Below are 14,188 nucleotides of genomic sequence, written 5' to 3' on the forward strand. Positions count from 1 at the left end.
CAACTGAATGAGGAAAATGAGGTCATTGCCGACTGGCTACTGCGCATTACGGGCAGTCAGCGCAACTGGGGATTTTGCCTGTGTTTTTTGTACCTGCGCAACGTAAAAGGCTTCCGCTTCAACCACAAAAGGGTGTACCGGATTTACTGCGAGCTATCGCTGAACATGCGCATCAAGCCGAAAAAAAGACTGAAACGGGATAAACCTGAACCGCTGGCAGTGCCTGAAAGCAGCAACGAATGCTGGTCGATGGACTTCATGCACGACCAGTTATCGGATGGTCGCTCAGTCCGTCTGCTGAATGTTATCGATAATTTTAACCGTGAGGCACTGGCGATTGAGGTCGATTTTTCTCTGCCGGCCAGTCGGGTAGTCAGAACACTTGAGCAACTCATCGCATGGAAGGGAAAACCCGCAGCCATTCGGTGTGATAACGGACCGGAATATACAGGGAGGATACTGATGTCATGGGCCGCACAGCAGAATATAAGCCTTCGTTTTATTCAGCCCGGCAAACCTCAGCAGAATGCCTATATTGAGCGATATAACCGGACGGTGCGTTATGACTGGCTGGGCCAGCACCTGTTTAACTCACTGGACGAATTGCAGGGCTATGCCACGCAGTGGCAATAGTTTTATAATTACGAATGTCCGAATATGGCACTGAATGGCTTCACGCCGATGCAGCATATTCAACGCATGACCTGATTCTACTTATCACCTCCGTTAAAAATGGGGGGATTACCGGGGGGTTACCAATCAATTACGCGACATACCTACTTTATCATAACCTGACTTCCGAAATTGATAAGTCATTACTTCTGTTGGCAGTAAAATTTTGCTTATAAATCTGACAGGAGGAGGTTATGCGTAAATATATTACCCACAGCGAATGGGTGGCTTTTTTTAAAGCTATAAATGGTACGCGAAATGAAATTCGCGATAAAGCCTTGTTGCAGATGACATATATCCATGGGTTGAGAGTCAGTGAGGTGTTAGACCTGAGGTTAGGCGATCTTGATATGACCGAAAAAATTGTTTTCATCAGACGACTAAAAAATGGGTTGTCAACCTCTCATCCATTGCAACAAGAAACCGTAGAATTATTGCAACACTGGATTCAGATCAGGAAAAAATACGCGAAAGGCAACCATGAGGATTATCTTTTTCTGTCCTCTCACGGGAAAAAAATATCCAGACAGTGGGTGTATAAATTATGTGCTCGATACAGTAAGTTCGCGGGTTTGAGAGTTAAGGTTCATCCACACATGCTACGTCACGCTTGTGGTTATGCTCTTGCCAACCAGGGGTTGGATACACGACTTATCCAGGACTATCTCGGGCACAGGAATATTCATCATACTGTTCTGTATACAGCCAGTAACCCCGGGCGTTTTCAGAGAGTCTGGCAAGGCTAAGCCTTCAGACAAGGGATAAGAAACTGCACGTTCATAATATCTTTATGATCAGTTCTGTGGAATAAAGTATACATAGGGCCTTTCTTTAAAATGCATTTATTATTGCACAGCTCTCCCATCGCATCGTACATCTGGAACTCAAAGATCTGTTCGTATGTACCTTTGAATTTCTGGCAGGTGTATAAACCATCAGGGATAAGTTTTTCCGGTTGGGCGGGGTTGCTTATTTCTGTAAAAGTGTAAATAATTTCTGAATCAGTGTCTTCAGCGGGAACCATTTCTCCTGAAATCATAAAGTCTGACATGGTATAAGTTGGTACGTAAATTGACATCATGGACTGAAAAAGATTCCGATTATAAACAAGGCGACCGTCTCTTGTTGTATGTATAAAATCCATTCCCAGTCGAATGCTTTTTTTATTGCGAAGAGCAGGGAGGCTATTTCCTTCTGCTATCTCCACTAACTTAAATTCTGTGTCCTTTGTCAGCTTGTACAGCACGGGCTGGGCGTACTGCATATCCCATGCCTTTGCATTCCGGTATTGTTGCGGGGAGACAGTAAACTGTTGTCTGAATGAACGGGAGAATGTCTGAAGAGAACTGAAGTCATACATCAGTGATATGTCGGTTGCCGGAATGCTGGTATGACGCAACAGTAACGCCGCAAGTGTCAGTTTTCTACGACGAATATACTTTGCCACACTCATCCCGGTCTCTTTCAGAAACAGACTGTACAGCCAGCGTTCTGTGTAGCCGGAACGCTCTGCAAGCTCTTTCACCGGCAGGGAACTGTTCAGATTTCCTTCAATAATAGCTGCCAGTTGCTGGATTAAACCCATCTCTTCTCCCTTTTACAGCCACGGCAGAGGCTGAGTGTTAAGAACGGTCGTAATTTCACTGTATTCTCCGACGTTAGCACGTTTCGCCTTCGCCAGTGGTTTTTATCGTGTCATCCTCCATTGCTCTGTTTCACTAAACCGGAGCAACTAATGTCTACCCGAAAATTTCTCACCCACCATGAAGTTTCTTTGCTGCTGCAGGCTGCACTGACCAGCCGTCATCCGGAACGCGACACCTGCATGATACTCCTGGCCTTTCTCCACGGACTGCGGGTCAGTGAGTTGCTGTCACTGCGGCTTGCTGACCTTGAGCTCGTATCCCGAAAACTGTGTGTCCGGCGTCTCAAAAACGGTTTCAGTACCGTTCATCCTTTACTGGCAGAAGAGGTGAAGTGCCTCAGAAGCTGGCTTACCGCCAGGGAAACGATTAAATCACCGGCTGCAGAAGAGGAAGGGGACTGGCTTTTTATTTCCCGGTCGGGACGTCCGCTCTCCCGTCAGCGGTTCTATGACCTGCTGTCTGAAGCCGGAAGGAAAGCCCGGCTGACTGTCTCCGTTCACCCTCATATGCTCAGGCATGGCTGTGGTTATGCGCTGGCGGATAATGGCATTGATACGCGGCTGATTCAGGATTATCTGGGACACCGGAATATCCGGCATACGGTAATTTATACCGCCTCAAATTCAGCCCGGTTTGACCGGGTGTGGAATCGGTCAAAAAAGGGGAAAAAGCAACTTTTTGACCCAAACTGTAAACTGCCTGCATTGAACGAAAATTCTAAAAAAACACAGACAATGCAGACAACAACTTTTTTAAGATAGTTTGATTTAAATCAATAAAACCCGCATATCTCTTCCCTTCTGTAAGCCCGTGCCCCTGATCCCTGTCAGTTTTCTGAGATTTCCAGGATTATTTCAACAAAATAAAAATCCAATACATAATCATTTATCAACAATAAACTCTGCTTAATAACTTAAATTCAGATTATTAATCCGTTGTTGTCAAAATGGGTCATTTTGACAACAACGGATCCTCTTCCTGTATACCTGTATTGCACGTTACTGGGCACTGATAACCCGACACATACGGCAACAGATATCTGTTGTTATTACTGGAGTGGAGGGATGTCAGTGCTTCTTAATTCATAACTTCTGACGGAGAGATATTCTGGTGGCGGGCATGCCTGTGAGACGCAGCCGAATAAAAATACGTTTCTTCTGTCCTGAGTGTGTTCAGGATACATGTCTCCAGCGGAGGCAGCGTCACTGAGACCATCATTAACGGTGGAAATCAATTTGTCTCCAACGGCGGTAGTGCCACAAGTACTACCATGAACGGTGGGCATCAGTATGTCGCCAGTGGCGGCAGCGTTACAAGTACCACAATTAATAGTGGGGGGCAGACTATCATCAGCGGCGGTAGTGCTACTAACACCATTATTAACAGTGCGGGAAATCAACGGGTATCAAGCGGTGGTAGTGTAACTGCTACAACAATCAACGGTGGGGACCAAAAAGTCTACGGTATCGCTACTGATACCACCATTAATAATGGGGGGGAGCAGGCTGTCTCCAGCGGCGGTAGCGTAACGAACACAATCATTAACAGCGACGGATTACAGACTGTTTACAGCGGCGGTAGCGCTACGGATACGACCATTAAGAGCGATGGTTCACTGGTGGTGTTCGCTGGAGGAAGTGCTGTCTCAATTACTCAGGAAAGCGGTGGCGCCATCAGTACTGACACTGGTTCTGTCCTGAATGGCAACAATGTTAAAGGTAGCTTCAGTATTGCCGGCGGCAGTGCAGCCAATATGCTGCTGGAAAACGGCGGATACCTGGCGGTGCTTGACGGTCATGAAGCCAGCGATACAACTGTTGGCAGTGATGGGGTACTGGATGTCCGCAGCGGCGGTGTGCTCCGTGGCACCACCACCCTGAACGATAAAGGGGTACTGGTCGGTGATGTGGTGACAAACGAAGGGAACCTGCATTTCCTTAACAACACTGCTGCAGCCTTCACAGGCACCCTGACGGGCTCCGGTACCCTGACGCAGGAAGGCGGCAACACACGCTTCAGCGGCCTGTTGTCTCAGGATGGCGGGATTGCCCTTCAGAATGGTGGAGCCATGACGATGGATGCCCTTAAGGCGAAGGCCAATGTGACGACCCAGTCCGGGACCACCCTGACGCTGGATAACGGGACCATCCTGACGGGGAGCGTGGCGGGAGACAGCACCGGCGCAGGTGACATGGCGGTTAAAGGTGCGTCTGTCTGGCATCTCGACGGTGACTCCACTGTCGGGGCTTTAACGCTGGATAACGGGACCGTTGATTTCCGTCCGTCAGCAACCACGCGTCTGACGCCAGTCTTCCAGGCGGTTTCGCTGGCGCTTGATACCCTGTCGGGTAACGGTACGTTCCGGATGAACACGGATATCGCATCGCATACCGGAGATATGCTGAAGGTAGCAGGTAATGCCAGCGGTAACTTTGTGCTGGATATCAAAAACACCGGCCGGGAGCCAGTATCTGCGGGTGCGCCGCTTCAGGTAGTGCAGACCGGTGGCGGTGATGCTGCGTTTACCCTGAAAGGCGGGAAAGTGGACGCCGGTACCTGGGAATACGGTCTGAGCAAGGAAAATAGCAACTGGTATCTGAAGGCTAATACCCCTCCGCCGGTTACCCAGCCTTCAACACCGGGCACAGGTAACCCAGGAACTGGTAACCCGGATGCAGGTAACCCGGATGCAGGTAACCCAGGTGCAGGTAACACGGGCGCAGGTAAGCCAGATGCAGGTACATCGTCGTCTCCGGTGCGTCGTACAACCAAATCGGCCGACGCGGTACTGGGCATGGCGACAGCACCGGCATACGTCTTCAACAGCGAGCTGGATAATCTGCGATTCCGTCACGGCGATGTGATGCAGAATACCGGTGCTCCAGGGGGCGTATGGGGCCGTTATACAGGGTCAGAGAACCGTATCAGTGGCGGGGCCAGCTCGGGCTATACCCTGACCCAGAACGGTTTTGAAACCGGCGCCGACAAGGTCTTTGACCTGGGTGAGAGCAGTTTAGCTGTAGGTACTTTCTTCTCTTACAGCGACAACAGCATTAAGCATGCGCGTGGAGGAAAGAGTAAGGTCGACAGCACCGGTGGTGGTTTGTATGCCACCTGGTTTGATAATGACGGCTACTACGTGGACGGGGTGCTGAAATACAACCGCTTTAATAATGAGCTGCGTACCTGGATGAGTGACGGCACGGCGGTGAAAGGGGATTACAGCCAGAATGGTTTCGGCGGTAGTCTCGAAGCGGGCAGAACCTTCAGTCTGAATGAGAATGCCTGGGCGCAGCCATACGTGCGGACAACGGCATTCAAGGCAGATGCGAAGGATATCAGCCTGAATAACGGTATGAAGGCCAAAACCGGTGCGACCAAATCGGTGCAGGCTGAGGCTGGCGTGAAGCTGGGGATGACCCTTGACGTTGGAGGAAAAGAAGTCAAACCGTACCTGTCGGCAGCGGTGAGTCATGAATTTTCGGACAACAACAAAGTCCGGATTAATGACACCTACGACTTCAGGAACGACATCTCCGGGACGACCGGGAAATACGGAGTGGGTGTCAGTGCGCAGCTGACCCCAAATGCTGGAGTCTGGGCTGAAGCTCGTTATGAAAACGGTAAGCAGACCGAGTCACCGGTCACGGCCAGTGTCGGGTTCCGTTTTAATTTCTGAGCCATACCCTGAACACGGCAGGGATTAAACCCTGCGCTGCGGGCGGAAGTTGAAAGGCTTCCGCCCGCGTTTATATATACCGGAAAGCTTCTGTCTTATATGATCGTTAACTTATGAATTATTGGTGAAAAAAAGTAACTCACTGATAACTATGTAAAACATACATGATTTAAGATCTATTTTTTTGTGAAGTATCTGATAAATACTGGCTGTTTCTTACATTCTAAAACGGTTATCAAAACCAAGAATTATATATTGATAATCAATAAGTTAGGGGAAAGCCAGAAGCCAGCGTATTAACAGGGGATTATTCATATTACTGTTATTTATCAGATGGTTGTGGTTGGACCGTCTAACTACTGCTGAGCCACATGGGTTGGGTCGAAGCGGCTGACCTGATCGTTAAAGGTATGAGCGGTGCGATCAACGCGAAAACCGTAACCTATGACTTCGAACGTCTGATGGACGGCGCTAAGCTGCTGAAATGTTCTGAGTTTGGTGACGCGATCATCGAAAACATGTAATCCAGATTCTGGGTTGTATGTGAACGGGGGCCGATGGGCTCCCGTTTTTTATACCTGTAAAATTCCTTCCCCAAAACTCTCGCCAAAACGTTTCCCCAAAACCAGGTTTGGCACTTATGTCAGCTTATCCGGTGCCAGGGGGGAAGAAACCGGACTGTTAGTTTAATTATCATTATATTAATGGATTGTTGTTCTCGACATCTTCCATGTATAAAAGTGTATCGTCGACAGAGTAGTAATACCGTTTGTTATCATTGACATCAGTAACCCATCGGAAAACGCCAGCACTAACAAGTGTTGTAATATATTCCCGAAATGTGGATTCCCCGGAAATATGTGCCTGGGCTGCTTTTTTTACTTGTTCAGGGTTCTTGGTTGTACTGACTTTTAATAAATCTCTTTTCCCTCTTATTAATATTACTTTATCATTCGCTGTAACAGCTCTGATGTTATCAGTAGCCAGGTAGTAAATATAATGAGCAATATTCTGGCGTTTTAGTTCAGAGTAAAACCACGAAAAATTATGTTCCTTTCTCACTTGCTCAAACATCTTTTCAAGAACAGTAACCTGATCCATCAGGGTTATAACCTATTGTTAGTTATGAGAGCGTGTAGTGTGCACGATCAGTTTTGTCGCTTCAATCTGGTCAGATCTCTTGGTGTGGTGCGGATAGCGAGGTCATGGGACGATTAAGGGTTCTCCCAGTAGGGGGGCCTTGCTACGGGGCGGGAGCGGCGCGTAGCAAGGCTGGTTTTTGCATTTTCATCGGCCATCACTGTTAGTATAATTCATTGATATTTAATGAGATAAATTTCATAGTGTCGAATGTGTGCGCTTTGTTCATCACTGACGCCGTTTTTAAAAGGTGCTCGCAGGATGCAAGTTTTTTCCTCGGGTGAACTATGGATTGTGAACTAAAAAACTTACAACTAAATGTTAGCCAACTGGCCACATTGTCTGATGTGCATCGTCAGACCATTGCGGCGTGCATTAAAAATGACCGGTACCGCTCATGGCGTGAATGTTCAGTCGAAGGGGAGACAGCCACAGATGTGGCTGTCGTTTCCATCCCTGGTTAGAAGTTGATGCGGAAACCTACGCTACCGGTTACCGGAGACTCGATATTCTCTCCTTTCTGGTAGTTTGCCTCAGCCCACACCCCTGCGTTTGGTGTCAACTGGGCACTCACCCCGACGCCGTATTTACCTGTCGTACCTGAGATATCGTTGGTAAAGTCATAGCGGTTGTTGATCTGCACCTTGTTGTTGTCCGAAAACTCATGGCTGACCGCAGCCTTGAGGTACGGTTTGACTGTTTTTCCGGCAACGTCAAGATTCATACCCAGATTCACACCGGTCTCGGCCTGCAGAGACTTGGTTGCCCCGATGCTGGCTTTCATGCCGTTATTCAGGCTGATATCCTTCTCATCTGCCCGGAACGCCGTTGTCCGCACGTATGGCTGCGCCCATGTATTCTCATTCAGGCTGAAGGTCTTACCAGCTTCGAGACTGCCGCCAAAACCATTCTGGCTGTAATCTCCCTTCACCGCCGAGCCGTCACTCATCCAGGTGCGCAGCTCATTACTAAAGCGGTTGAATTTGATAACCCCGTCCACGTAGTAGCCGTCATTATCAAACCAGGTTGCATACAAACCACCGCCTGTGCTGTCGATCGTACTTTTTCCACCACGGGCATGCTTAATGCTGTTGTCGGTGTAAGAGAAGAAAGCACCCACAGCTAAATGGCTGTCACCCAGCTCAAAGACCTTGTCGCCACCAGTTTCGAAACCGTTCTGGGTCAGAGAATAGCCCGAGCTGGCCCCGCCGCTGATGCGGTTATCTGACCCTGTATAACGGCCCCATACTCCTCCTGGCGCACGGGTGTTCTGCATCACGTCACCGTGACGGAAACGCAGATTCTGCAGTTCGCTGTTGAAGACGTATGCCGGTGCTGTCGCCATGCCCAGTACCGCGTCGGCAGATTTTGTTGTGCGATGCGCAGGAGACGGCACACCTGCATCCGGGTTACCTGTATCCGGGGTGGTCGGCGGAGTAACCGGAGGTGGGGTGTCAGTCTTCAGATACCAGTTGGTATTTTCCTTACTCAGGCCGTATTCCCAGGTACCTGCATCGACTTTCCCGCCTTTCAGGGTAAACGCGGCGTCACCGCCACCGGTCTGCACCACCTGAAGCGGCGCATCAGCGGATACTGGCTCCTGGCCGGTATTTTTGATATCCAGCACAAAGTTACCACTGGCGTTGCCCGCGACATTCAGCATATCTCCGGTATGCGACGCGATATCAGTGTTCATCCGGAATGTCCCGCTACCCGACAGGCTCCCGAGCGACAGCGAAACCGCCTGGAAGGCTGGCGTCAGACGCGTGGTTGTTGACGGACGGAAATCAACGGTCCCGTTATCCAGCGTTAATGCGCCGACAGTGGAGTCACCATCGAGATGCCAGACAGATGCACCTTTAATCGCCATATCACCTGCGCCGGTGCTGTCCCCTGCAACGTTCCCCGTCAGGATAGTCCCGTTATCCAGAGTCAGGGTGGTGCCTGATTGTGTCGTCACATTGGCTTTAGCCTGAAGGGCATCCATCGTCATGGCACCGCCACTCCTAAGGACAATCCCACCGTCCTGAGACAACAGACCGCTAAAGCGTGTGTTGCCGCCTTCCTGTGTCAGGGTACCGCTCCCCGTCAGGGTACCTGAGAAGGCTGCAGCACTGTTGTTGAGGTAATACAGGTTGCCTTCGTTTGTGACTACGTCACCGACCAGCGTCCCTTTATCAGTCAGGGTGGTGGTGCCGTAGAGCACACCGCCGCTGCGAATATCCAGCGTCCCGCCGCTGTTGATGGTGGTACTAGTGGCACTACCGCCAAGTCCGCTACTTCCGCCACTTCCGCTACTTCTTTCGCTGGAAACATGCTGAACCCCACCGTTGTTAATAGAGGTACCCGTGGCACTTCCGCCGTAGAGAAACTGCCCCCCACCGGAATTAATTGTAGCGTTAGTGGCACTGCCGCCGGTACTGACAATCTGTTGCCCACCGGAATTAATTGTAGTGTTAGTGGCACTACCACCGTGGGAGACAATCTGACGCCCAGTATTGTTAAGCACGGTGTCCGTGGCAATGCCGCCGTCACGGACATACTGGCGACCACCGCTATTAACAGAAGTCGCCTTGGCGATGCCGCCACTGGAGACAAACTGTCGCGCTCCGTCGTTAACTGATGCGCTTGTGGCACTGCCACCACTGATTACATACTGGTCTCCTCCGCTGTTAATTATGGTGCCCATGGCACTGCCGCCGCTGAATACCGTCTGTCTCCCACCATTGTTAACAGTTGCATTCGTGGCACTACCACCACTGGAGACATGCTGGTGCCCTCCGCTGTTGATAGTGGTACTCGTGGCACTACCGCCGCTGGAAACATGCTGAACCCCACCGTTGTTAATAGAGGTACCCGTGGCACTTCCGCCGTAGAGAAACTGCCCCCCACCGGAATTAATTGTAGCGTTAGTGGCACTGCCGCCGGTACTGACAATCTGTTGCCCACCGGAATTAATTGTAGTGTTAGTGGCACTGCCGCCGGTACTGACAATCTGTTGCCCACCGGAATTAATTGTAGTGTTAGTGGCACTGCCGCCGGTACTGACAATCTGTTGCCCACCGGAATTAATTGTAGTGTTAGTGGCACTGCCGCCGGTACTGACAATCTGTTGCCCACCGGAATTAATTGTAGTGTTAGTGGCACTGCCGCCGGTACTGACAATCTGTTGCCCACCGGAATTAATTGTAGTGTTAGTGGCACTGCCGCCGGTACTGACAATCTGTTGCCCACCGGAATTAATTGTAGTGTTAGTGGCACTGCCGCCGGTACTGACAATCTGTTGCCCACCGGAATTAATTGTAGTGTTAGTGGCACTGCCGCCGGTACTGACAATCTGTTGCCCACCGGAATTAATTGTAGTGTTAGTGGCACTGCCGCCGGTACTGACAGTCAGTTGCCCACCGGAATTAATTGTAGTGTTAGTGGCACTACCACCGTGGGAGACAATCTGACGCCCAGTATTGTTAAGCACGGTGTCCGTGGCAATGCCGCCGTCACGGACATACTGGCGACCACCGCTATTAACAGAAGTCGCCTTGGCGATGCCGCCACTGGAGACAAACTGTCGCGCTCCGTCGTTAACTGATGCGCTTGTGGCACTGCCACCACTGATTACATACTGGTCTCCTCCGCTGTTAATTATGGTGCCCATGGCACTGCCGCCGCTGAATACCGTCTGTCTCCCACCATTGTTAACAGTTGCATTCGTGGCACTACCACCACTGGAGACATGCTGGTGCCCTCCGCTGTTGATAGTGGTACTCGTGGCACTACCGCCGCTGGAAACATGCTGAACCCCACCGTTGTTAATGGTGGTATTTGTTGCCGTATTACCAGCACTCAGGACCATGGATGAGCTTGTTCCGCCACTCCCCAGCGTCTGATTGTCATAGGCAGTCGCCAGTACGGGCTGTGACGGCATAAGTAGGCCCGCAATCAGCCCTGCCAGCGCGGTTCGCTTGATTTGACGGGGGGCGTCGGCCCCCTTTACGGGTCAGTTCTGAGGTTACGACCCACGTTCCTGTGGATTCATTCCAGACAGTGTTATAGACCTTATTCATTGCTTACTCCTTTCTCCAGGGTGGCCTCAACACCCTGTTCAGTTAAAGAACGGTGAAGTTTATTGATGACGCCCTTGACCTGGGCGCCGGTTATCAGCCGGGTACATTCAAATTGCCGGTCGGTGTTTTTATGTCTCGGGCACCACAGAAAATCGTGGTGGTCAAAATTCAGCGATGTGTCGTCCCAGCATCCGTAGCAGCCATGGGAATTAAATACCCGCCACGGGGTATAAAATTCGCTGTTGGGCAGGCTGAAGCCACTTATCAGCACCACCGGAATACCGGTAGCCCAGGCCAGCCATGACAAGCCGCTTGGCAGTCCAATGAAAAAGCTGGCATGCCGCAGCAGGTTCACCCGCTCCTGCAAAGGGAGCTTGCCGGTAAAGTCCTCTGCACCCCACGGGATGTGATTCCAGACAAAGCCCTGGCCATAGTGGGCGTCCCGGTCAATGCACAGCACCCGGTAACCCAGTGATTTCAGTTGTGCGACAACCTCACTCCAGCCGGTGCCGTTGTTCCAGTACTTCGCCTGACAGGTGGACTGCGTGGCGATACACACGTAAGGCTCCTGGATAACCCGGGGCGCAGACAGGTCAAGACGGACCGGCGATTCACGCGGGTCTACGCCCAGAATGTAGCCTGCAGAACGATGGAAACCGACTTTGCGAAAATCCACGGGCTGATTATCTGTATCGCCACCAAAGTAGAGACCTATGCGGTAAGTTGCGTAAGGCGCTACCGTGCGTGGATTATCCGGCGTGGAAAACTGTATCTGCGGGTACTGAGGTGCCAGCAGGTCGATAATGTCCTGTGCCATCGTGCATTCCAGCTTGCACTTGTGCAGAGTCTGGAAGCGTTCGACATAAGGAAACCAGCCGAGCAGGTCGCCTAACGTCCCGGTGGGGAATGAAATCAGCACAGGCCGGTCTTTTAATTTCAGGGTTTCATCCAGCAGGGGTGTCTCTTCCCCCTGACGGAATACCTGAATGCGGAAGCGCACAAAATATTTCTTACTACTGGTCACCCAGCCGTTATCTGCATCGCAGCAGAAAAGAATGTTATCGGAGTCGGCATCAAGCAAACGTACGTGCCATTTCCCTTCAGGAAGCAGAACACGAGCGCCATCATTAAAATCATAAAAGATATTTTCAGGTCCGGCCTGCGTTGGAATATCAGGCGGAGGGATAAAAAATGTATTCTTCAGCGTTGACATATTCCCACCTTAAAAATATATAAGCGTTGAAAAGTACAGAAATCATTAAGTATTAGTTGCGGGAAACTGACAAACGTATCCGCATACCTCATGCGCCCAGGATGTGTAATGATTTTAATATCGTCTACCGGTTACAAATTTGAGATGCTCTTAAAACTCACTGCATTACTCGAACATATTGAATGGTTTCGCAGGGAATTCATTCGGTCATTTCGCTTTTTGACATCTTATAATAATTAAGTAGCGCATTAACAACCTGGATGACATGCTCAAATCTGCTGATGCATACCCCAAAGTAGCCATTGCTAACACCATGTTTATCGCAACAGTGAGATCTTGGGCGATTCAATACAAAATAATCGTGCAACGCCCTGATTATTTTATCGCTGCGGATGGGTGTCAGTTCGATCAAAAACCAGAACTCATCATCAGACATATTTCCTGAAGGAAGAATATGATTCTTTTTTTCCAGGAAAGAGCCCTGCTGAGGTTGCTGGTTATGTTCTTTTATGTATTTCACCTTCGTCTCCATTAAGCATTATCTAATTCATAACAAGAGCTGTCATCATTAAAAACAATACCATCCGGGAGCGATTAGAAGTATACCAAAGTGAAATTCAAGAAAAAACAAAAATGAGTATTGTAAAAATCCAAAATAATCAATAAATATGTATTTTTATGCTAAGAAATGTTAACTGTGTAAAATATTATTTTGAGAAAATATATTTCATTGGACTTATTCTCTTTTTTTAACAATGTTGAATTTGTTTTGTTTTTTGAAATTAGCAGCATTTCAAATATGGCTTATCTTTGAAAGTGGTAAACAATGTGATTATTTGTTGAGATATCATCAGGTGCTTAATTTTCTCAAGGAACAATGTTGCGTTAAACTATATAGCGTTGTATTAACTATTTTCACAATTTAACAAAGAAATCTTCAGGGGGTGACTTAGAAACCGTGCAGGGTGATAAGTACGACAATTCCAACCACGTCACTGCTTTGACTAAACGTGTTTAGCAACAGATACTACATGATCACGAACTATGCCCGAACGATAGTCACCACAATAGATGCAACGTAGCCGATCTAAATCAGGTTGATTGATATTTAATGTAGATACAGATGGGAATTCTTCTCGCACATATGGTACGGTTTTTTGCACTTAGCCCGGCATGCAATTACTGCTTTAATCGCCTCATCTGATACAGGTTCATCTTCAACTATATTTTTAGATTTTTTAATCGGCAGTTTTTTAACTTTTTCTAAATCTTCTGTAGCAAGCGAGTTAACCCTGGGTGCGGATTTTTTGTTTGATAATGGTTCAATTAAAATTGAAGAGGTTGCTTTCTTGGAATTGGCTATTTGAGAATGGTTGCTCTGATTTTTTTCAATTTTAGACTTAGGTTTAACTATATAGACATAACCGCTAGAGATTTTGTTTATAGTACAATTAAATTCATTTTCATTGTAACGGTTACGAAAGCTCTCCATGGCTTCTTCCATTGTGCATGTAAGCCATGCTCTACGCCTTTTTAGCTGGGTAGTTAGAGATAATGATGAAATTTAATATCAGGCGATCCTACATTTTCCTTATGTCTATGTCTATCAAGGATTCATGAAGTCAGGGGGGCTGAAAACTGGAACGAATCTCTACTTATCAGAAAAATGGTACTAAACCTCGTTTATTTACAATACTGTGGAGTTCTAACGTTTTATTAATATCAACATTGGTTCTAGCCCATAGCGGATATGCTTTTTATCATCTTTTGGCTC

9 protein-coding genes and 5 pseudogenes are annotated in these 14,188 nt (G+C 48.7%); 6 read left to right on the top strand and 8 right to left on the bottom strand.

Annotated features, from left to right (window positions below):
- A pseudogene (locus FDW98_RS09800) lies at positions 1 to 708 on the top strand (IS3 family transposase); the annotation flags it as partial.
- Between the two features lie 158 nt (positions 709 to 866).
- The gene (locus FDW98_RS09805) at positions 867 to 1,418 is read left to right on the top strand and encodes a tyrosine-type recombinase/integrase (protein ID WP_096757347.1); all 552 of its coding nucleotides are present in this window, start codon (positions 867 to 869) and stop codon (positions 1,416 to 1,418) included.
- Here FDW98_RS09805 and FDW98_RS09810 read toward each other — a convergent pair.
- Positions 1,415 to 2,257, bottom strand: a complete 843-nt coding sequence (locus tag FDW98_RS09810) for a helix-turn-helix transcriptional regulator (protein ID WP_096757346.1) — start codon at positions 2,255 to 2,257, stop codon at positions 1,415 to 1,417. The genes FDW98_RS09805 and FDW98_RS09810 overlap by 4 nt on opposite strands.
- 150 nt (positions 2,258 to 2,407) lie before the next feature.
- Here FDW98_RS09810 and FDW98_RS09815 point away from each other — a divergent pair, with 150 nt between their 5' ends.
- The 3 genes and pseudogenes from FDW98_RS09815 to FDW98_RS09825 form a co-directional block, all read left to right on the top strand.
- The gene (locus FDW98_RS09815) at positions 2,408 to 3,079 is read left to right on the top strand and encodes a tyrosine-type DNA invertase (protein ID WP_096757345.1); all 672 of its coding nucleotides are present in this window, start codon (positions 2,408 to 2,410) and stop codon (positions 3,077 to 3,079) included.
- 422 nt (positions 3,080 to 3,501) lie between these two features.
- A pseudogene (locus tag FDW98_RS09820) lies at positions 3,502 to 5,997 on the top strand (autotransporter outer membrane beta-barrel domain-containing protein); the annotation flags it as partial.
- A gap of 356 nt (positions 5,998 to 6,353) precedes the next feature.
- Positions 6,354 to 6,521, top strand: a pseudogene (locus tag FDW98_RS09825) (NADP-dependent isocitrate dehydrogenase); the annotation flags it as partial.
- Positions 6,522 to 6,693: 172 nt separating this feature from the next.
- Here the strand turns inward: FDW98_RS09825 and FDW98_RS09830 are convergent.
- Positions 6,694 to 7,098 carry a DUF1398 family protein gene (locus FDW98_RS09830; protein WP_096757343.1) on the bottom strand — a complete coding sequence of 135 codons (405 nt, stop codon included), beginning with the start codon at positions 7,096 to 7,098 and terminating at the stop codon, positions 6,694 to 6,696.
- Between the two features lie 326 nt (positions 7,099 to 7,424).
- Between FDW98_RS09830 and FDW98_RS23625 the strand changes: the two are divergent.
- Positions 7,425 to 7,520, top strand: a pseudogene (locus tag FDW98_RS23625) (terminase); the annotation flags it as partial.
- 77 nt (positions 7,521 to 7,597) lie between these two features.
- Here FDW98_RS23625 and FDW98_RS09845 read toward each other — a convergent pair.
- From FDW98_RS09845 to FDW98_RS09865, 6 genes and pseudogenes are all read right to left on the bottom strand, one after another.
- The gene (locus FDW98_RS09845; protein WP_371683354.1) at positions 7,598 to 10,324 is read right to left on the bottom strand and encodes an autotransporter outer membrane beta-barrel domain-containing protein; all 2,727 of its coding nucleotides are present in this window, start codon (positions 10,322 to 10,324) and stop codon (positions 7,598 to 7,600) included.
- A pseudogene (locus FDW98_RS23750) lies at positions 10,313 to 11,062 on the bottom strand (AIDA repeat-containing protein); the annotation flags it as partial. The gene FDW98_RS09845 and the pseudogene FDW98_RS23750, both read right to left, overlap by 12 nt.
- The gene (locus tag FDW98_RS23755; protein ID WP_137398841.1) at positions 11,028 to 11,201 is read right to left on the bottom strand and encodes an ESPR domain-containing protein; all 174 of its coding nucleotides are present in this window, start codon (positions 11,199 to 11,201) and stop codon (positions 11,028 to 11,030) included. The pseudogene FDW98_RS23750 and the gene FDW98_RS23755, both read right to left, overlap by 35 nt.
- The gene (locus FDW98_RS09855) at positions 11,194 to 12,414 is read right to left on the bottom strand and encodes an autotransporter strand-loop-strand O-heptosyltransferase (RefSeq protein ID WP_096757342.1); all 1,221 of its coding nucleotides are present in this window, start codon (positions 12,412 to 12,414) and stop codon (positions 11,194 to 11,196) included. The genes FDW98_RS23755 and FDW98_RS09855 overlap by 8 nt, the downstream gene beginning before the upstream one ends.
- Positions 12,415 to 12,613: 199 nt before the next feature.
- Positions 12,614 to 12,934 (bottom strand): adhesin biosynthesis transcription regulatory family protein, encoded by a 321-nt coding sequence (locus tag FDW98_RS09860; RefSeq protein ID WP_226794645.1) that lies wholly within the window; start codon positions 12,932 to 12,934, stop codon positions 12,614 to 12,616.
- 588 nt (positions 12,935 to 13,522) lie between these two features.
- Entirely contained in the window at positions 13,523 to 13,906 is a 384-nt protein-coding gene (locus FDW98_RS09865; protein WP_096757340.1) for a hypothetical protein, read from the bottom strand.
- Positions 13,907 to 14,188: the final 282 nt, after the last annotated feature.

The organism is Citrobacter sp. wls711, from assembly GCF_005281055.1.
GTDB lineage: Bacteria > Pseudomonadota > Gammaproteobacteria > Enterobacterales > Enterobacteriaceae > Citrobacter > Citrobacter gillenii.